This window comes from Snodgrassella sp. M0110, from assembly GCF_016101465.1.
GTDB classification, from domain to species: Bacteria; Pseudomonadota; Gammaproteobacteria; order Burkholderiales; family Neisseriaceae; genus Snodgrassella; species Snodgrassella alvi.
In genome coordinates this window covers 149003-169948 of the sequence record NZ_JACFQM010000005.1, presented here as the reverse complement: position 1 = coordinate 169948, position 20946 = coordinate 149003, and the positions used below count along the sequence as shown (strand labels likewise).

The 20946-nt window shown below is 40.4% G+C and carries 20 protein-coding genes and 1 tRNA gene; 4 read left to right on the top strand and 17 right to left on the bottom strand.

Features of this window, described 5'->3' with window-relative positions:
• The first annotated feature begins 937 nt into the window (after positions 1–937).
• From H3T84_RS08640 to H3T84_RS08630, 3 genes are all read left to right on the top strand, one after another.
• Entirely contained in the window at positions 938–1711 is a 774-nt protein-coding gene (locus tag H3T84_RS08640; protein ID WP_198218867.1) for an energy transducer TonB, read from the top strand.
• Between the two features lie 84 nt (positions 1712–1795).
• The gene (locus H3T84_RS08635; protein ID WP_100117278.1) at positions 1796–2461 is read left to right on the top strand and encodes a MotA/TolQ/ExbB proton channel family protein; all 666 of its coding nucleotides are present in this window, start codon (positions 1796–1798) and stop codon (positions 2459–2461) included.
• Between the two features lie 3 nt (positions 2462–2464).
• A complete protein-coding gene (locus H3T84_RS08630; protein WP_198218866.1) occupies positions 2465–2881 on the top strand; it encodes a biopolymer transporter ExbD in 417 nt (138 codons plus the stop codon).
• Between the two features lie 297 nt (positions 2882–3178).
• Here H3T84_RS08630 and lpxA read toward each other — a convergent pair whose 3' ends face one another.
• The 13 genes from lpxA to rpsB all read right to left on the bottom strand — a co-directional run bounded on the left by lpxA (position 3179) and on the right by rpsB (position 15937).
• Positions 3179–3955 carry an acyl-ACP--UDP-N-acetylglucosamine O-acyltransferase gene (lpxA, locus tag H3T84_RS08625; protein ID WP_198218865.1) on the bottom strand — a complete coding sequence of 259 codons (777 nt, stop codon included), beginning with the start codon at positions 3953–3955 and terminating at the stop codon, positions 3179–3181.
• Between the two features lie 73 nt (positions 3956–4028).
• A complete protein-coding gene (gene fabZ, locus H3T84_RS08620) occupies positions 4029–4487 on the bottom strand; it encodes a 3-hydroxyacyl-ACP dehydratase FabZ (protein ID WP_174832554.1) in 459 nt (152 codons plus the stop codon).
• Positions 4488–4491: 4 nt separating this feature from the next.
• Complete coding sequence (lpxD, locus tag H3T84_RS08615) at positions 4492–5553, bottom strand: UDP-3-O-(3-hydroxymyristoyl)glucosamine N-acyltransferase (protein WP_174832553.1); 1062 nt, start codon at positions 5551–5553, stop codon at positions 4492–4494.
• A gap of 10 nt (positions 5554–5563) precedes the next feature.
• The gene (locus H3T84_RS08610) at positions 5564–6064 is read right to left on the bottom strand and encodes an OmpH family outer membrane protein (RefSeq protein WP_198218864.1); all 501 of its coding nucleotides are present in this window, start codon (positions 6062–6064) and stop codon (positions 5564–5566) included.
• A gap of 23 nt (positions 6065–6087) precedes the next feature.
• Positions 6088–8463 carry an outer membrane protein assembly factor BamA gene (bamA, locus tag H3T84_RS08605; RefSeq protein ID WP_198218863.1) on the bottom strand — a complete coding sequence of 792 codons (2376 nt, stop codon included), beginning with the start codon at positions 8461–8463 and terminating at the stop codon, positions 6088–6090.
• A gap of 3 nt (positions 8464–8466) precedes the next feature.
• The gene (gene rseP / locus H3T84_RS08600; RefSeq protein WP_198218862.1) at positions 8467–9807 is read right to left on the bottom strand and encodes an RIP metalloprotease RseP; all 1341 of its coding nucleotides are present in this window, start codon (positions 9805–9807) and stop codon (positions 8467–8469) included.
• Between the two features lie 14 nt (positions 9808–9821).
• Positions 9822–11024 carry a 1-deoxy-D-xylulose-5-phosphate reductoisomerase gene (ispC, locus tag H3T84_RS08595; protein WP_198218861.1) on the bottom strand — a complete coding sequence of 401 codons (1203 nt, stop codon included), beginning with the start codon at positions 11022–11024 and terminating at the stop codon, positions 9822–9824.
• A gap of 7 nt (positions 11025–11031) precedes the next feature.
• Entirely contained in the window at positions 11032–11841 is an 810-nt protein-coding gene (locus H3T84_RS08590) for a phosphatidate cytidylyltransferase (RefSeq protein ID WP_198218860.1), read from the bottom strand.
• A gap of 8 nt (positions 11842–11849) precedes the next feature.
• Positions 11850–12599: an isoprenyl transferase gene (locus tag H3T84_RS08585; RefSeq protein ID WP_174832548.1), complete on the bottom strand. Its 750-nt coding sequence runs from the start codon at positions 12597–12599 to the stop codon at positions 11850–11852.
• 28 nt (positions 12600–12627) lie between these two features.
• Positions 12628–13185 carry a ribosome recycling factor gene (frr, locus tag H3T84_RS08580; protein WP_100117267.1) on the bottom strand — a complete coding sequence of 186 codons (558 nt, stop codon included), beginning with the start codon at positions 13183–13185 and terminating at the stop codon, positions 12628–12630.
• Positions 13186–13311: 126 nt separating this feature from the next.
• Positions 13312–14031, bottom strand: a complete 720-nt coding sequence (gene pyrH / locus H3T84_RS08575) for a UMP kinase (RefSeq protein WP_174832547.1) — start codon at positions 14029–14031, stop codon at positions 13312–13314.
• 173 nt (positions 14032–14204) lie between these two features.
• Entirely contained in the window at positions 14205–15077 is an 873-nt protein-coding gene (gene tsf, locus H3T84_RS08570; RefSeq protein WP_174832546.1) for a translation elongation factor Ts, read from the bottom strand.
• Positions 15078–15190: 113 nt separating this feature from the next.
• Positions 15191–15937 (bottom strand): 30S ribosomal protein S2, encoded by a 747-nt coding sequence (gene rpsB / locus H3T84_RS08565; protein WP_198218859.1) that lies wholly within the window; start codon positions 15935–15937, stop codon positions 15191–15193.
• Positions 15938–16129: 192 nt separating this feature from the next.
• On the opposite strand from rpsB, the gene H3T84_RS08560 reads away from it, so the two are divergent.
• A complete protein-coding gene (locus H3T84_RS08560; protein ID WP_198218858.1) occupies positions 16130–16735 on the top strand; it encodes a 5-formyltetrahydrofolate cyclo-ligase in 606 nt (201 codons plus the stop codon).
• A 1078-nt stretch (positions 16736–17813) separates the two neighbouring features.
• Here H3T84_RS08560 and H3T84_RS08555 read toward each other — a convergent pair.
• The 4 genes from H3T84_RS08555 to H3T84_RS08540 all read right to left on the bottom strand — a co-directional run bounded on the left by H3T84_RS08555 (position 17814) and on the right by H3T84_RS08540 (position 20773).
• On the bottom strand, positions 17814–18314 hold the full coding sequence (locus H3T84_RS08555) for a GNAT family N-acetyltransferase (RefSeq protein WP_198218857.1): 501 nt from the start codon (positions 18312–18314) through the stop codon (positions 17814–17816).
• 243 nt (positions 18315–18557) lie between these two features.
• Entirely contained in the window at positions 18558–19202 is a 645-nt protein-coding gene (gene nfsB / locus H3T84_RS08550; protein ID WP_198218856.1) for an oxygen-insensitive NAD(P)H nitroreductase, read from the bottom strand.
• Positions 19203–19509: 307 nt separating this feature from the next.
• Positions 19510–20457 (bottom strand): nuclease-related domain-containing protein, encoded by a 948-nt coding sequence (locus H3T84_RS08545; RefSeq protein WP_198218855.1) that lies wholly within the window; start codon positions 20455–20457, stop codon positions 19510–19512.
• 231 nt (positions 20458–20688) lie between these two features.
• Positions 20689–20773 (bottom strand) — tRNA-Leu (locus tag H3T84_RS08540).
• Between the last annotated feature and the right edge of the window lie 173 nt (positions 20774–20946).

Here is a 20946-nt window from a genome sequence, read left to right as displayed (position 1 = left end):
TGGCACTCACACTTATCGGTAATCTGTTCTGTTAAAGAGCGTTGCTTTCGACTGCGTTCTACTTTAAACTGTGCGTTTGTTTCGTGTCGCGTCATCAGCGAAGAAGGCGAACTATACGCCTCCACTAATCCCCTGTCAACTCCTGCTTGCATTTATTTTTGACTTCCTCCTCATTCAACTGTTTTTACTAAGTTTATTTTTGGCGCCTTTGACTCAGTCTTTGCGGTTTTATTTGACTCCACTATCTGCCGATTGGGATGTTGACTTGTTTATACCCTCTATTCCTTCTACTTGTGACTAGATGACTATCCTTGTATTTGTATTTAGTTTCTTCATATATTCACTTCAAACTATTGTGGACTACTTCGACTCTGGCTTTATTGATTAAACCAAATCTAATTTAGATATATTTAAGGCTATCGTTTCTATATAAAACTCCAGTAAGCTTTTTTGTTGTTAGAATATATCCATCAAATAATTAATTTAACTTTTATCTTGTACTCCATGATCTCTATATTATATAGATGCGTTCTTCTATATTTATTTTTCCAGCTTTAGTCTGCCGCTAATTTTTATGTTGTGATTTTGTCAGGATAGTATTAACCAAACTAGAGATACAGATATATCTATAGTAGTTAAAGCAATTTTTCTATTACCTTTAACTAATAATTATAATTCTGATTAATTCCGATAATCAGATAACTTTCAGCCTTAATTAATCTTATATTTTATTTTGTACTAAATATGAAGTATGGAACAAAGTCATAATCATATTATTTTGATGGTTGTATATACGTATATTAATTAAGCTTTAAATTCGATCTGTTTACGCTTTACCGAGCTTATAAATTGCTCAATCTCACTGATTAACGCAGTCTTATGTTTTAGTGTTAAGTTATATTGCAAATAATAATGGTTTCTATTATCATGAAATGATATGGAAAACCAACGTAAAGTCAATTTTTTTATTGTTATTCTTGTGCTCGGTATGCATGCTGCTCTATTCGGGGCAATAGCACTTCATGCGCAGCAAGTTGAAATTGATAATAATATACAATCACTTAAATTTGTTGATTTAGGTATAAGCTCAGATCAGGCCGGTCCGGTTGCTGATAATGCTTCTCAACAACCTGAATCTCAACAACCTGTTGTGCATAAACAGACGGTAAAAGCGCCGGTTAAAAAAGTGCAACCGGAAAAAGTACAAATAAAACCTGTAGCAACCAACAAAGTACAAAGTAAATTCAAAGTTGCTTCACCCAAAGAGGATGAGCCAAAGCTTATACCTGCAGTAGCAAAATCATCGCCAATAGCGCCTGCACCTAGCAACAATGTTCCAGATGCTATTTCTGCAAATACTGGCGGAAAATCAGATTCCAAATCTGCAAATGGTAAAAACAACAGTGATCAGTCTGGTGGTAGCTTAGTTGTGCCAAAAGAATATCAAGGAGGTTATCTGGCTGCATTAAGACCAACTTATCCCCCAGATTCGTTGAATAACGGGGAAGAAGGTGTAGTGGGTGTAAGTGTTTCAGTAGCTGCAGACGGAAAACCACTTGATGTCACTATAAGTAAAAGTAGTGGTCATAGACGTCTTGACCGGGCTGCTAAACAGGCAATACTGAGGTATCGTTTTAAACCAGCTACGCGTGGTGGTATTCCAATCCCTTATAAATATCATTTTAATATAAATTTCAAACTACCAAATTGATATAAATTAACGATAAAGTAATGTGATTATTGTATTTTAAATGATTTTATTAAATTATTATTAACTTTGAAGGTAATTATTCTTATGGATGGTAATATTGCTTCAATTTATGCTCAAAGTGGTTGGATTTTGCTAACGGTTCTGGCCATTCTTGTTTTGATGAGCATTGTAACCTGGATCATAGCTTTAGTTCGTTGCTGGAGTTTATGGTGTGCTAGGCGGGACAATCGCACAGCTTTAAACTGCTTTGCGACTGCTGAGAATTTGGCTCAGTTGCAACATGAGCTGGCTGACAATCAATCGCCGGTAGCTTTACTGACACGTGATGCATTGCATGCAAGTAAGCTTTATCATGATAAAGCTAATCATTCTTTGGCGGCAGCCATGCCTTTCAACCGCTATCTTACCAGCCAGATTCGTAATAGTATGGAGCAAATTATGCGCCACTATGAGAGTGGGCTGACTGTATTGGCTTCAATTAGCTCAAGTGCTCCATTTATCGGATTATTTGGTACTGTATGGGGTATTTATCATGCTTTGATTAATATTGGGCATAGCGGACAGATGAGTATTGCTGCTGTAGCCGGCCCCATTGGTGAGGCTCTGATTTCTACTGCCATTGGTTTATTTGCAGCTATTCCGGCTTTATTGTTTTACAACGGTCTGGTACGCAGCAAGAAAAATTTAGGTCGTGATCTTGATGGCTTTGCTCATGACTTACATGCACAATTATTAAATAATGGGGATTAAGTAATGGCATTCGGTCATTTCAGTGATGATGAGGTACAGGAATCAGCTGATATTAATGTAACGCCGCTGGTTGATGTAATGTTGGTACTCTTGATTGTATTTATGATTACGATGCCAGTATTAACTCATTCTATTCCATTAACTTTACCTACTACTGCTAATCCTACAGAGCAGACTGAGCCAAAATCTCCGTTACGTTTATCAATAGGTGCTGACGGACAGTATAAATTAGGCGAACAAACACTTTCGCTAACTCAATTGCAAAATGATTTACATCTCAAGGCTCAGGCAGATCCGGATCTGGTGCTGGCTATAGCCGCTGATAAACATGTCGCTTATGATCATGTTGCCCATGCACTGGCTGCTGCGCGAGATGCAGGTCTGGTAAAAGTTGGCTTTGTTACAGAAGATAAATCGTGAATTAATATCACAATATAACTTTGTTAAATGGGCTTTCTTTCTGTCAAGGAAAGCCCTTTTTTAATAGGTTATTGTTATTTTAATACTATTAATTAAAACAAATTTAGTAGATTTTTCTCAGGAATTTATTAAAAATGACCAATAAAATTCAGATAGTATTGAGTTTTAAATTGCATGTAAAATTTTTTTAGAATATTAAATAATCAATCTATTAAATATCTGTATGCGGATTTCTACCTTGCAAAGTAAAACAGGTAGACTAATTGTTGATTATCTACCTGTTGTATTTCGTCTGATTTACCGAATAATACCACGTGTTGATTGTGCAAAAAACTCTTTGAACACTTGTAACTCAGGTGCGGAATCTGCTTCGGCAATAATTCTGGCTTTGGCATCAGCATACCCCAATCCCTGACGATAAAGAATTTTATACAGACGTTTGATATTGGCAATTTGTTCTGATGTAAATTGGTGACGGCGCAAACCTTCTGTGTTTAGCCCGGCTGGCTCAGCGCGATAACCGGCAGCCATAACATACGGCGGTACATCTTTATGCACACCAGCGGCAAAAGCTGTCATGGCATAATCGCCAATTTGACAAAATTGATGCACAAGAGAGAAACCGCCCAGTATCACATAGTCTCCAATAACTACATGTCCGGCAAGCGAAGCATTGTTAGCAAAAACAGTGTGATTACCAACAACACAGTCATGAGCCAGATGAACATAAGCCATTATCCAGTTATCATCACCTATACGAGTTTCACCAATACCGGTAACGGTACCTGTATTGAAGGTGGTAAATTCACGGATGGTGTTATGGTTACCAATAATCAGTCTTGTTGGTTCGCCACGGTATTTTTTATCCTGCGGAATTGCCCCTAATGAAGCAAACTGAAAAATCCGATTACTTTCACCAATGGTAGTATGCCCATCAATAACAACATGCGGTCCGATATCGGTATTGGCTCCAATCTGCACATTTGCACCAATAATGCTATAAGCACCCACAGATACGCTACTATCGAGTTCGGCTTTGGGATCAATAATGGCTGTGGGATGAATCTGCGTCATGTATATTTCCTGCTGTCGTGGTTAGCGACTAGTTTAATCAGCTTTGATTAATGTTTCAGTTCTGTGAATTTCTTTATTTTTCTACCTTGCGTTTGGCACACATGATTTCGGCCTCAGCGGCAATCTGATTGTCAACCAATGCGACGGCCTTAAATTTACCGATATCACGTTTGTTTGCCAATAATTCAACTTCGAATTTCAACTGATCGCCGGGAACAACCTGACGCTTGAAACGGGCATTATCAATGCCAACAAAAAAATAAATCTCATCATTATCACGACCACCATGACTTAAAATGGATAATGTCCCGCATGCCTGTGCCATAGCTTCAATAATCAGCACACCAGGCATAACTGGAAAATCCGGGAAATGCCCCAGAAAGAAAGGTTCATTAGCGGTAACATTTTTAATTGCACTCAGGGTCATGGCTTCACTGTCATAAGCGATAACGCGATCAATCAATAAAAACGGATAACGATGAGGTAATAATTTCTGCAGGGTACGAATATCTAAAGGTAAAGACCAATCCATTGCTTTAATCCTGTTGGTTTGATGAATTGCCGTTCAACTCGGCTAATTGATGTTCCAAAGCTTTTATTTTTTGATTCATTTCATGTAAATGACGGATATGGGCGGCATTTTTTACCCAGTCACTATGTTTTTGTAATGGAAAGATAGAAGCATAGTATCCGCTTTCCTTAATGCTGTGGCTGACAGCTGTAGCGGCACCAATCGTTGTTTTCGGCGGAATGTTTAAATGACCGCCAATCATTGCTGCACCGCCGATAACGGAATAAGCACCAACTTCTGTACTACCGGCAATGCCGGTACAGGCTACAATAGCAACATGAGCACCAATTTTGCCGTTATGACCAATCATCACCTGATTATCAATTTTGGCATCATTTTCTATAATGGTATTTTCAATAGCTCCACGATCGATTGTAGTATTGGCGCCGATTTCAACATCATCGCCAAGAATCACACAGCCGGTCTGAACAATTTTAAACCATTCATTTTTTTGTTTATCCCATGCAAAACCAAACCCATCAGCACCAATCACACAGCCGGAATGCAGTTCTACCCGGTTACCCAGTTTGCAACCGGAATAAATAGTTACATTAGCATGAATAATGCAATCACTACCCACTGTGCAGTCATCTTCTATAACAGCACCAGCGAGGATACGTGTATTTTCATTAATGATGCAGCGTTCACCAATAACAACATGAGCGCCAATTTCACAACTGGCCGCAATTTGTGCGGACGACGCAATTACTGCAGTGGGATGAATAGCTGCTTTGGCCTGAATACGAGGATGAAATAAACGGGCAACACGGGCAAAGTAAAGATAAGGATCATCAGTAATTATCAGTGTACGATCTGTTAAAACTTCAGCAGATTTTTCGGTAACTATCAGTACTCCAGCCTTGCTGGCCAATGCCTCTGCACGCAAGCGGGGATTACTGAGAAAGCTGATATCGTTTGCCTGTGCCTGTTGTAATGAAGTGATTCTGGTAACAATGACATCACTGCCACGCAATTGTCCGCCCAGTTGTTCAACTAGAGCGGCTGCGGTTATTGGGTTTACAGCCATATAATTCTGCCTACTGTTTTTGTGCGTTTAATGCTTTGATAACGGCATCAGTAATGTCAAATTTACTGTTGACAAATATGGCATCCTGAATGATAAGGTCATAACCCTCTTTTCGTGCCATTTCAATGATGACTTTATTCGCATTCTGCTGGAGTGAGGCAAATTCTTCATTACGACGCAGATTGTAATCTTCAGCCAGTTTTACAGCAGCTTCTTTATATTGCTCATCCATTTGCAACATTTGTTTTACTTTTGCTTCACGTTCTGCTGCCGGCACTTTTCCTGACTCAATTGCTTCTTTTAATTTCAGACCTTCTGCCTGCATGGCTTGCAGCTTTCTCTGCATGGGCGCAAATTCTTTATCAAGATCTTTCTGAATAGACTGAGCCTGAACTGATTGCTGATAGACCCGGCCAGTATCAATAAAGCCAAGTTTTTGTATGCTTTCAGCCCAGGAAACAGAACAGGCAAGCACAGTAGCTGCAAATGTTAAAACAATTTTTTTAAGCATAATTTGTCCTTATCTGATAGAGATTAGAACGTAGTACCTAACTGGAACTGGAAGCGTTGTAACTGATCTTCCGGTTTTTTATGAATCGGATAAGCATAACTGAATTTCAGTGGTCCCATGGGCGATAACCAGGTAACGGCTAAACCTACGGAGTAACGTGCTTCATTACCAATACTTGATTTATGTTTTTTGGTGTCTCCATAAGGGTTTTTTTCATTAGTATAATCATAGGTTTTGTTATCCCATACACTACCGGCATCTGCAAACATGCTAAGGCGGACAGTATGCTGATCTTTAACACCCGGAAACGGAAACAACAGCTCTGCGGTGGCGGTAGCAATATAATTACCGCCGTAACTACTGGCATCACTGCTGTAGTCACCGCCACTATACTGGTTAAAGTATTTCGGACCTAATGTGCCGGACTCATAACCACGTACTGATCCCAAACCACCGCCATTAAAAGCATACATAAATGGCAGATCTTTGGTTTTACCATAACCATCTGCATAACCGAGCTGGCCGTACAGCATTAAAGTAATATTTTTACTTAATGGAAAATACCAGCGCTGATCATGACTTAAACTGTAATATTGTAAATCTCCGCCAGGTAACCCACTGTCAATATTAGCATTCATTACGTAACCGCGAGTAGGCCATAATGAACTGTCTGTGGTGTTACGTCCCCAGCCCACGGTACCTTTCAATATCCAGTTATTTTTACCATATTTCTTGACAAATTCGACATAACGCTGTGGCGCATAATCGCCATACAAATTGACACCCAGATGTTCCGCACCCAGGCTGAAGTTAACCCGGTCATATTCAGTAATGGGTACCCCCATGGTCATGGCTGCACCGATGGTCGTGGTTTTATAATCCATTGCATTACTGTCAGATTTACTGGGATTGTAACCACGATAATACATGTTATAGCCCAGACTGATACCATCAGGAGTAAAATACGGATCAGTAAAGGAAAGAGCAGCAACCTGATTAACTTTTGAGCGGGATAATTGCAGACTGGCTGATTTACCGGTACCAAACAAATTATCCTGAGCAATGCCTGCAGACAGCAGCAAACCATCATCCTGTGCCCAGCCGGCACCAACATTTATAGAACCGGTTGATCGCTCTCTGACACTCATATCCAGATCGACCTGATCGGGTGTACCTGCTACCGGTTTCACATCTACCTGAGCATTATCAAAATAGCCTAACTGCTGAATGCGCTCTTTAGAACGATTAATTTTCGATACATCATACGGTGCGCGCTCCATTTGCCGTAACTCACGCCGCAATACTTCATCACGGGTTTTATTGTTACCTGTAATATTAATCTGGTTAACATAAACTTTACGATCCGGAACAACATTCAATACAAAATCGACAACATGAGTATTTTCATTAGGTACGGGGCGGACATCCACCTGACAGAAAGCATAACCAGAGCTACCCATTTTATCCTGTATTGCTCTGATAATATTAATTATCTGCGAGCGGTTATACCATCTTCCCTGTTTGATTTTAACCAGTTGCTGCAACTCTTCTACAGGTATCTCCCGGGTATCACCGCCAACAGTTACTTTACCCCAGCGATAGCGTGCGCCTTCGTCTACCGTGATATTAATCATCTGGGCAGTTTTAGCTTCATTGCTATCTACTTTAACACCGGAAATGCGAAAATTCAGATATCCGTGATCCTGATAAAAATTGTTGATTTTATCCAGATCCTGTTGTAACTGAGTATCTGAATACCGATCATCTCTGGTTAACCAGCTTTTCCAGTTCTTCTGGCTTAATGCCATCTGATTACGCAGAGTACGTGTTGAAAACTGTTTATTACCACTGAAATCAATTGATTTGATGGTTGTAGTCGGACCTTCATCTATTTTCAGTTCAACTGCAACACGGTTACGTTCTAACCGGGTAACTTTGGGTGTGATTTTTACCGCATTTTTACCACGCTGACGATAAGCATCCTGCAAGCCTTGTATTGCCTGCTCTAATGTAGCGGGATTAAATACACGTGACTGCCCTAAACCAAAACCACTCAGGTTTTTCTTAATGTCATTATTATTAATTGATTTACCACCAGTAACATCAAAACTACTGATAATTGGCCGTTCAACTACAGTTAACAATACCTGGTTACCCATGGTTTCAACCCGAATATCATCAAAAAAACCCGTTGCATACAGTTTTTTGATAATCTCTTCACCCTCCGCATCCGTAAAAATATCACCAATTTTCACCGGAATATAACTAAAAACCGTGGTGGGGGCTGTACGCTGTAAACCCTCTACCCGAATGTCTTTTATGGTAAACGGTTCGACAGCAAAAACCAGTGAAGATAAGCCCAGAGCCATTAAACTGACAGTAATCTGCTTTAATTTCATCATTCATCCAAACAAGCGGGTAATATCATTGAAGAAAGCCACCAGCATTAACATTAACATGGCAGCAATACCAAAACGTAACCCCATTTCCTGTATACGTAAACTTAGGGGTCTGCCACGAATCCATTCAATGGCATAATACAGTAAATGCCCACCGTCTAGCACGGGAACAGGTAATAAATTGAGTACGCCAAGACTAACGCTGACCAGTGCCAGAAACTCTGTGTAACTTTGCCAGCCCATAGCGGCAGTTTTGCCAGCCACATCAGCAATAGTCAGCGGACCGGAAAGATAATGCAAAGATGCCTGACCAGTGAGTAATTTTGCAAACATAGAAAGTGTAAGTGTAATGTAATCCCACGTACGTTGCATAGCCAGTCGTACAGATTCAAAAAAACCGGGCTGATAATGCTGACGAATCCGGGCATCCCATGTTTGATCACGCATGGCACCTACTCCAACCTGACCAATTATTGTCCCGTTTTCGAGTACTGAATCCGGTCGCAGACTGGTTTGCTGAATCTGTCCGTTTCGCTGATAACTAATGTCAAGTTTTGCACCGGCACTGGCCCGGATACTGTCTACCCAGTCCTGCCAGCCAGTAAGTTTGCGTCCGTTAATAGCTAATAAGATATCCCCGGTATGCAGACCGGCTTTAGCTGCGACACTATCCGGTATAACCATACCTATCTGATTAACAACTTTGAAAGGTGCAATACCCAGATAACCGGTTTTGGCAACGTTAGAAGCGGCATCAGTACCGGCAACATTCAGTTGCCGCTGCTGCGGTTGTCCGGCTGAATTGATAACATCAACCTGGACTTTGCCGCCATCCAGATTAAGCATGATTTTAGCCTGGGCATCTGTCCAGTCAGTAACAGCCTGTCCGTTAACACTAACGATACGGTCTCCGGGCTGAAAACCAGCATCAGCTGCGACGGTGGCAGGCTCAACCATACCTACCCAGGGACGAATTTGAGTAATTCCACCCAGACTGAAGCTTGCTGCATACAGCAGTACAGCTAATATCAGATTGGTCAGCGGACCGGCAACAACGATTGCAATACGCTTAAGAGGATGCTGCTGATCAAATGCATAAGGTAAATCAGCTTCACTGACATCACCCTCACGGGTATCTACCATTTTGACATAACCACCGAGAGGAATGGGTGCCAGACACCATTCAATATTGCCGCGTTTCACGCAAAAAAATGGTTTACCAAAACCAATACTAAAACGCAGTACTTTAACCCCGCACCAGCGGGCCACAATCAGATGGCCTAATTCATGCAAACTTACCAGCAGTAAAATGGCTACAATAAAAGCAAATATGGTTAATAACATGGTCTATCCTGTTCTCAACCGGCAGCGCGGTCAGCTATCCATGAATTTGCAACACTACGCACCTGCATATCCATCTGCAACAGTTCCTCTATAGAAGAGGCTGATTGTCCGCTAAAATATTGCAGACAGCTATCTACTACTGCTGCCAGATCAATAAAGCGAATACGTTTGTCCAGAAAAGCAGCTACAGCAACTTCATTGGCTGCATTCAGCACACATGAACTGGCGGGATGATTGCTGTGTAATACATCATAAGCCAGTTTCAGGCATGGAAAACGTACAAAATCCGGTGCTAAAAAGTGCAAACCGCTTAAAGCAGTAAAATCCAGCTGTTCAACTCCTGAGTCAATTCTGTCAGGTAATCCCAGACAATGTGCAATCGGAATACGCATATCCGGTTTACCCATTTGAGCCAGTACAGAACCATCCCGGTAACGAACCATGCTGTGTATTACGCTTTGCGGATGAATAATCACTTCCAGCTGTTCAGCAGCAGCATTAAATAACCAGTGCGCCTCAATTAACTCCAGCCCTTTATTCATCATACTGGCTGAATCAACCGAAATTTTGCGGCCCATATGCCAGTTTGGATGACGTATTGCGGCCTCCGGAGTAATAGCAGCAAAATCTGCCAGTGCGGTATGCAGAAAAGGGCCGCCTGATGCAGTTAAAACTAGCGAAGCTACGCCAGCATGTTCCAAATCTCCCTGATAATCATCAGGTAATGCCTGAAAAATGGCATTATGCTCACTATCTACAGGTAACAGCCGTGCACCGTACTGCCGGACAGTCTGCATAAAGAGTGCACCGGCGACTACCAACGTTTCTTTATTTGCCAGATAAATAGTCTTACCAGCTTTCGCTGCTGCTAACGTCGGTCTTAAACCGGCGGCACCGACAATAGCAGCCATGACAGCCTCAGTTCCACTATCCCGCGCAACATCGCACAGAGCCTGCTCTCCAAATAAAACTTCTGTAGTAACAGCAGCAGTCTGTAATTGTGCTCGCAGAACATCCGCCTGCGCAGCGGTAGCAACCACAGCGTAAACTGGACGAAAACGGATACACAGCTCTGCCAGACGATCAATTTTCTGGTGGGCAGTTAACGCAAAAACAGAAAACCGTTCAGGATGGCGGCCAATAACATCCAGAGTACTCTGACCAATACTGCCAGTTGCTCCCAGAATAGTTACAGATACAGGATTATAACCACTCATCACAAAATCACTTTACACCAAAACACGCCATTAAGGCGGCATAAACACTCAGTACTGCAATTAAGGAATCTACCCGATCGAATACCCCGCCATGACCGGGTAAAAGCTGACTACTGTCTTTGACACCACCGGCACGCTTTAACCAGCTCTCCAGCAAATCACCACAGATACTCACTGCAGTCAGAATAAAAGCCAGACAAAGGGTTTGCCACCGAGGCAGAATAACCGGTAACCAGCCTTGTTGTTGCAGAACTGTTGTATAGATAGCAACACAAATAACCGCACCAATAGCTCCTTCCCAGCTTTTATTAGGACTGATGATCGGAGCCAGTTTGTGTTTACCCACAGCTCTTCCGACAAAATAGGCAGCAATATCGGCAATCCACACTAATACCATAATAGATAACAGGGTATCGGTTGCCTGAGAATCCGGACGCAGGTAAATTAATGCCTGCCAGAAAGGCACCATTAATAACCAGCCAATCATGGCACCAAGCAGATTAGCCTTGATTTTCCATTTAAATTTTAACCAGACTGGTACGATAATCAGCCAGAACAGCAAAATTATTATCTGTGCCCAAAGTGGTAATGCTGTTTGCTGATTATAAAAATAAAGACACCCTCCGCCTGCCGCACTGACTAGCAGATAGAGTGCATTCTGTATGGTAGTGAAATGAGCAATACGGGCATATTCCCATAAAGCCAGTAAGGAAATCAGACCGCTAAATGCAGCCCATAAATTGTTGCCAGCCCCAAACAACATACCTATCATTAGGGACAGTAAAACCAGAGCTGTAAGAATACGTTGTTTGAGCATAAATGAAATCAGGGTCGCTGTTGGGTAAGTGGCAACTGCTCTGAGGTTCTGCCAAACCGTCTCTCCCGCTCCTGATAGGAGCGTACAGCATTAGCCAGCTGAGATTCATCAAAATCCGGCCATAGAACCGGTGTAAAATAGAGCTCGGTATAAGCCAGTTGCCATAAAAGAAAATTACTGATACGGGTTTCGCCGCCTGTACGGATAAATAAATCGGGTTCAGGAGCATAACCAAGTGACAGATATGGCAGAATGCTGGTTTCAGTCAGCTTAGTGGCTCCAGCCTGAATAGCCTGATTAACCGCCTGCAAAATATCCCAGCGACCACCATAATCAGCAGCTATAGTCAGGGTCAGCCCTGTATTTTCCGCTGTTAATGCTTCCGCTTCTTCAATCCCGCGTACTATTTCTGCCGCAAAACGGCTGCGATCACCAATGACACGCAGACGCAGATTATTTTTGTGCAATTTTTGTACCCGTTTTTGCAATGACTGCAAAAACAGCCCCATCAGAAAATTAACCTCGTCCATCGGACGACGCCAGTTTTCTGTAGAAAAAGCGAAGACTGTCAGATATTCTACGCCCATACGTGCGCAATTTGCTGTCATTTCTTCCAGCATTTCCAGCCCTTTTTTATGCCCCATAATACGAGGCATCAGGCGTTTTTTAGCCCAGCGTCCATTACCGTCCATAATGACGGCAATATGCCGGGGAATTTCGGTATGTTCAGGTACACTCTGAGTACTACTGGTAGTCAAAATACATCCTTTACTGCAATTATATAGTTCAGATTGCCATTAGATCGGCTTCTTTGGTTGCCAGCATCTTATCAATTTCAGCAATGTATTTATCAGTAAGCTTCTGAACACCTTCTTCACCACGACGTACTTCGTCTTCACTGATTTCTTTGTCTTTATGTAGACGTTTGAGGTCATTATTGGCATCACGACGTATATTACGCACGACTACCCGACCATCTTCTGCTTCGCCGCGGACTACTTTAATTAGATCTTTGCGCCGCTCTTCGGTAAGCATTGGCATGGGTACCCGAATCAGATCGCCCATTGCAGCCGGATTCAGGCCAAGATTTGAGTTACGAATAGCCTTTTCAATAACGGCAGCCATTTTACTTTCATAGGGCTTTACCCCGATAGTACGTGCATCCAGCAAGGTTACACTGGCAACCTGACTTACAGATACCATGCTTCCGTAATATTCCACCTCAACCTGATCAAGTAAACCGGTATGAGCGCGTCCTGTACGAACTTTAGACAGATTATCGCGCAATACATCCAGTGATTTCTGCATTTTGGTTTCAGCAGTACGTTGAATTTCGTTAATCATGAATATTCCTGTCTGACCTGACAGCATTTATTTCAATTTTCTCAAATTTTTGCTGTCAGAAAATGGCAAACGCGCATACTAACGCAGTTATACGCGTCACCACAAGTTTAGTTAAGCAGTCTAATGTTATACATGGACTAATGTACCTTCGTCCTCACCACAGATAACCCGTTTTAGTGCTCCCTGTTTGAAGATACCGAATACTACAATATTCAGTTTCTGTTCACGACATAAAGCAAATGCTGTAGCATCCATCACTTTCAGGTTCTGACTAATCGCATTGTCAAATGTAATTTGCTGATAGCGTTTAGCTTCAGGGTTGGTTTTAGGATCTGCAGTATAAACTCCGTCCACATTGGTTGCTTTTAACATAATATCACAATTCATTTCTACACCACGCAGACTTGCTGCTGTGTCTGTAGTAAAAAATGGGTTGCCGGTTCCTGCTGCAAAAATCACCACTTTTCCTTCTTCCAGATACTGAATGGCTTTTGGGCGGGCATAAGTTTCTGCTACCTGCTGCATACTCAGTGCTGACTGAACCCTGGCTTTAACCTGCTGACTTTCAAATGCTTCTTTCAAAGCCAGTGCATTCATCACTGTAGCCATCATGCCCATATAATCAGCAGTAGCACGCTCCATACCTTTAGCTGATTGAGCCATTCCGCGAAAGATGTTACCGCCTCCAATGACAATAGCCACCTCTACACCCATATCGACCACTTCTTTAACCTGCGCAGTAATTTGCATAATGGTATCGCGGTTGATACCAAAAGCATCTGGCCCCATTAAGGACTCACCGGATAATTTTAATAATACACGTTTGTATTTTGCTGGTTTAGTCATGATCATTCTTTCTATCAGTTTGCCATTAGATGTTTAACAGCGATCAATAAATTTTTCAAAATAAAAAAAGGGAACTTTTATTTCAGCTATCTCAACCTAATTAAACAGATAACTCAAAAAAAAGCACCCTGATTCAGGAGCCTGAATCCAGAGTGCCCGTGGCATAAACAGCCTTATACTTTAGAAGCAGCAGCTACTTCAGCCGCATAATCCACTTCTTTTTTCTCAATACCTTCACCAACATGGAAAGCAACAAAACGGTTTACTTCAGCATTTTGTTCTTTCAGGAATTTTTCCACGGTCTGGTCAGGATTAATAACAAACTGCTGGCCCAGCAGAGTTACTTCAGCCAGGAATTTCTGTATCCGGCCTTCAACCATTTTTTCAACGATATTTGCCGGTTTACCGGAAGCTGCAGCCTGCTCTTCATAAATGTGGCGTTCTTTTGCCACAATTTCCGGATTCACTTCAGCAGCTGAAACGCATTGAGGTCTGGATGCAGCAATATGCATGGCTACCTGACGGATAGCCTGTGTATCGCCACCTTTGTGCTCAACCAGTACCCCGATTTTGGTACCGTGCATATAGGTTACCAGACTATTATCAGTTTCAATCCGTTCAAACCGCCGAACAGTGATGTTTTCACCTAATTTAGCAATAACAGCTTTACGAGCTTCTTCAATAGTTACGCCATCATCGGTTTTGGCTTCTGCCAGGGCTTCAAGACTAGCCGGATTATGTACGGCAACTGCTTTAGCCACTGCCTGAGCAAATGCCATAAAGCTGGCATCTTTGGCAACGAAGTCTGTTTCACAGTTAATTTCGGCAACGGCACCTATTTTACCATCCACATATTCAGCAACCACACCTTCTGCGGCAGTACGGCCGGCCAGCTTACCTGCTTTAGCTCCGGATTTAATGCGCAAAATTTCTTCGGCTTTTTCCATATTACCTTCGGCTTCTACCAAAGCTTTTTTGCATTCCATCATGCCCAAACCGGTAGCAGCACGCAAATCACCTACCATTTTTGCAGTAATTGCAGCCATGTTTTACTCCTTAAACTTGATTATGCTCAACCTGGCGAATATCAGGCTGAAAAATTATTTTAAAAAAAGGGGCACTAATGTCCCCTTCTTTTGCAAAGATGTGAGATAACTGATTATTCAGCAGCTGCAGCCTGTTTCTCTTCGGCAGCCTGAGCAGCCTGAACTACTTCCTGTAAAGACTGAGCTTTACCTTCCAGAATAGCATCAGCAATACCACGGCAATACAGACGAATTGCCTTAGCTGAGTCATCATTACCCGGAATCACATATTTAACATCATCAGGGCTGTTATTGGTATCAACCACAGCAATAACCGGAATACCCAGTTTAGCAGCTTCTACCAGAGTACCTTTCTGATAGCCGGTATCGATAACGAAAATTGCATCCGGCAAGCCTTTCATATCTTTGATACCACCCAGAGAACGTTCCAGCTTAGCGACTTCGCGCTGCATTTCCAGCACTTCTTTTTTACTGTAACCGGCTTCAGTAGCATTTTCCAAAGCAGCAGTTTTTTCTTCCAGACGTTTAATAGACTGTTTTACAGTTTTGTAATTGGTCAGCATACCGCCCAGCCAGCGATGATCAACGTAAGGAGCACCGGCGCGGGTAGCTTCTTCCTTAACGATATCACGTGCCTGCCGTTTAGTACCTACGAACAGTACAGTTCCTTTATTGGCAGCCAGACGGCGTACTACATCCTGCGCTTCTACAAACAACGGCAGGGTTTTTTCCAGATTGATGATATGAATTTTGTTACGTGCACCAAAAATGTACTCAGCCATTTTCGGGTTCCAGTAACGTGTCTGATGACCAAAGTGTACGCCTGCTTCCAGCATCTGGCGCATAGTAATTTGTGACATAATACCTATCCTTAAAAGGGTTAAAGCCTGACACTGCCACGCATAGAACTCTGTAACAGAGCACCCTTTCGCGTACAGTGCGAGCGTTAGTGATTTTTACCGAGGTAAAACATTCAGATGATACAGAAAAAAAGCAGTTACGGCAAGTATGCGCCGTTGCAATATTCTGACCGGATAGCAGTAAGCTAAACTATGCAGATACATACAGACAAAAGACAACTGCGTGGTTATTTGCGCAACCAGCGTAAGCAGTTAAAGCCTGAACAGCGTCAGCCGGCCACTAATCGGATTAACCGTCTGCTCTATCCGCTGATCCGGCGTCAAAAACGGATTGCCGTATACTGGGCAGTAGGCAGTGAATTATCACTGTGGTCGTTAATTACTACTGCTCAAAAACGCGGGGCTACGGTTTATTTGCCTTATATTACAGCCAGACAACGAGAATTATGGTTCACCCCCTGTCCGCACCTGCCCCGGAAACAAACCACAACCCGCTATCTGACTCAGTACGGATTGAAGTATAAACGTGGTTCAATTCCTCAATTTACCGGTCAGCGCATTCGGGCTCGGTATTTACATACTCTGATTGTACCGTTGCTGGGAATTGATCAAAGGGGTAATCGTCTTGGACAGGGCGGGGGTTATTATGATGCAACGCTTTCGGCTTTACATCACTGGCAACCGAAATTAATAGGAGTTGGCTTTGCCTGTCAGCAGTTAGATGAAATTCAAACCGAAAAACATGATATAAGCATATCTTTTTTTGTCTGTGAACAAGGTATTAAACATTTTAAATAAAATGTTTAATAAATAATTTATTTGCATTAGTATTTAAATGAAATTGATTTAGCATTTAAAAGTACCGGTATGAATAAAATAATAAATTTAATTACAAAAACCTTAAGTTCAGATTGTAGTACAGCCAATTTAATACACAATTGTTATACCTAAATAAAAATTTTTGAAGAAAAAGTTATTTTTAAAGATTCATGATATTGGTCAGATTTAATTTTTCAAGATAAGTAATTTTGCTTATTTTAATGGTAATTTTTATCCTTAAGCAGCCGCATATGATAACTGTATTTAAGTATTAGCAGTATTATCACAATTCAAAGAAGATAAATATTAAGGGCAGTAAACCTTTCAAAACTACATTAATAAAAAATGATGCATAGCCATCTGCGAGCATCGGCTGTGCCAATGCATTGAATAATTATATATTCAGCTATTCCTTATACTGATATTTAAAATGAAGAGAAAATATTACATAAACGGTACTAAAATAACAAAGCAGTCAATTTTCCAGAATTAGAAGATAATGGAATAGTTTCAAAATTTATGAATCTATACTTTTATGGGTAAAAAATTTATCAGATGTAATGAAAAAGTTGTAACTAACTATTGTATAAAACACATTAAGAAAGAAAATATTCTAAACTTTGTTAAATAATTTATTTTTATTGATTTTTTAATAAGATAAGCACAAAAATATTTTATCCGAATACAGTAACAGCCAGAATAAGGATTGCTGTATCCTTATTCATTTAACCCTCGGCAACTTTACAGATCTATTTATTCCTATTCTGCTATCTTCATAAAGTTTTCTACTTATTCTTTGGTTTCGTAAATACGGTTTAATTTGAAACTCCATTGACTGAATTAATTTAAGCTCATCTTTCAGGCAGCTTATTGAACTTTGATATCAAACGAGGGTTATCTGTACAGCAGGAAAGTTGCGTTTAAAATAGGGAAATGGCGATAAATAGTCACTTATCTAGAGGTATTTAGGTCTGAATATAAGCCCAAATGCCTCAAAAAAGTGTGGTTAGGAATTTAGTTTGAATGAAGCTTTACCGTACAAAGGCCGCAATAAAAATCAAAGTGTTTTATACATATGGTAATTTATCAGTACCTGATTTTTTCTGTATATTTTGTTAGCCCGCTTTATTATAAAACCCCATTTTTGGAAAATTGGCATGGCCACTTTTGAAGCATCTACACTTAATTGTGAAAAATTTTTCTGGTGTGCCAAGTCAAGCACATGGTCATAAAGTTTTCTAGCTATGCCACGTTTTTGAAAGTCAGGATGCACGTAAAAACAGTCTATGTAACCATCATCTTTAAGTTCAATAAACCCTGCAAGACGTGAGCCAAAGATAGCCATCCAAGGCTGAGTGTTATCTAAACGTTTTAACCACATCTGATAATCTGGTGGTGTTGGGCACCATGCTTCTTGCTCTGCTTTGCTATAAATATCGGTATCAATAGCATGAATAGTCGAATGAAACAAATCGCATATTTCAATAGCATAGAGTGGAGAGTATGGTTTTACTTCGATTTCAGATGCAGCATTACCCAACTTGTTTTCTATTTTCATTATGATTTGTTCCAGCAAGACTTTGCACTTCATTATCACCAACATTGACAAGGCTGACTTTCATTGAGTAAATGCAATTTAATTATAAGGTTAAATAATCAACTTCCATGCAACCTTTATAATAAGCAGACAGATACTTATTTAAATACATAAGCATAGTTAGTCATAAGACAAAACAATAAATACAAATTGCAATTATATTTAATGTTTTGCCATACAAGAATAATAAACCAGTAAAAATGATTACAAACGGGTAAATATCTGCTCTTCAGGTAAACGTGATTTTGGCCGGGTGGCATTACTGTCATTAGCGGCACGATAGCCAAGACTGACTACCAGTACACTCTTCAGTCCCTCTTGTTGCAGACCAAGAATTTCATCCATTTTCTGATCATCAAAGCCTTCAATTGCTGTTGAATCGATACCAATAGCAGCGGCGGCAAATAATAACTGCCCCAGTACAATATATAATTGTCTGCACTCCCACTCAAGCTGGCTATGAGGTGTTACACTATTTTTATTAACAAAAAAACGGCGGCCTTTATCCGTCATTTCCTTAAATTCATTCTCTTCAAAACGGCCATCCTTTTCCTCCTGAGCCAGTACATTTTGTAAATGCTGCTCATTTAAGGGGGTTTTAGCACAGAATATTAAGGTATGTGATGAGTCAGCTACCCGCGGATGATTCATTTCTACAATTGCCGGCATTATTCTGGCACGAGCCTCATCATTATCCACTACAAAAAAATGCCATGGCTGTGAATTTACTGATGAAGGGCTGTTTCTGATAACTTCAAACAGTTGCGCTAACTGCTCTGCCGGAATTTTTTTGGTTTTATCGTAATGTTTAGCGGTATAGCGCTGTCTGGAAATGTCAGTAATATTCATGTGTGGATTCCTATTTATTTTCAATGATTTTTAATAATTCAATTAGCAAAGTTTATTTGGCGATAATACGATAATTGCATAAACCATGAATAAATACTTATGGAATAGTACTTTTACATATTATTTAAAAATTAATTAACTTACTAAAATGTATATTTATAATATAGTGGTTATAAAAAAATTTTCTAGTAGTATTCTGAGTAAAATAATGTTTGGTTAAACCAGAATATTAATGTCTTATAATATATTTGGAGCAATATTCGATGATATACAAAGCTCAGAATGAAAATATGAAAATCATAACCATTTATTGTTGTTTAACTTTTTGCTGACATTGATAGCAATATGTTTTACCTCCGAATATGTTTTTATGATTATGACAATAATAAACCACACTACCAGTAATATTTTTATGACAGCCTGAGCAAAAATAATGAGTTTTTGTACTTAGATTTTCAGTTTGTACTTGTGTCTGCGTGACAATAACAGAATCAGTGAGGTGACTGACTGGTTTATTCAAACCAAAATAACTGGGCCAATCATATCGTGCACGCCGGTGCAACTGTACCAGCTGCCGCGCAAATGTTTGTATACTGATACTTGATACCTTGCGAATAATGCCGAATATGCGTGAATGTTTGCTTAACTGCTGAATTTTTGTTTGCAGTTGCTCATTTTTTATCACGCTGCTTAAACCAGAAACAGGATTTTTTGGTCGCCTGATATAAGTATCATTAGAAATCAGTATCAGGCTATATAGAGACGGCTGTAGTTTCCAACCAAAACGGGCTGGTAACTGAATCAGCTCTGAATGCAACAAACTATTCAACAAACTGATATGACGACGGTTTTGTTCTACTGGAGATGGCATTCCCTGCTCATTGCCTTCATACCTGCGTGAAAATTCACCCTGCTCATTGATAATCAGACTACCAGTTACTCTTTTACTTTCACATACAAATATTTGCAAATAGCGGTTAATCAGTAAATGGTCGATTTGTGCTACTTTTCCCTGATATTTTAATCTTAAATCATGAATAATTACCCAATCAGGATGATTTCCAAAATGAAACTGCAGCTGATATGCAGACTCAGCCTCACCTTTAATACCCGAACGGATTGACCGAAGATGCTGTTCAATATTTTGTCGCTTCTGCGGTAATAAATCAGGCCATTGTAATAGCCGGCATAGTATTTCTAAATCTTTTACTTTACTGTCAGCCTGCTTAATAATCATTTTAGAAATCAATTTCAATAATTAGTACCGGATATTGATCCGGATCTTATACAGAATGTCATACAACTACCGGTAAAAGATAAATACCAACTAAAACAAAGGGGGTATATGTTAAACAATGCCGGATAAGTTATTAAATTTTCGCAAATTTTTGCCTATGCCTCTATACAATATATGTATTGGGAAATGTTTAAGGAGTTGGCATAAACAGAATAAAAAAAACCGCTGTTATCAGCGGTTTTCAAAATCTGGTGCCCAGGGACGGACTCGAACCGTCACACCTTGCGGCGGGGGATTTTGAGTCCCCTGCGTCTACCAATTTCGCCACCTGGGCTAGCGAAGAAGACGCATTATAACGGATTTTCCATGGCTGTAAAGAATTTTTTTATGGTAAAAATATTTTTTATTTTTTGGATTAGAATATTGATTGTAATTTTGGATTTTATATATATTGCCTATTCATTTAAATCTAAAAAAATTCAGATTTATAAATATTTATCTAAAGTC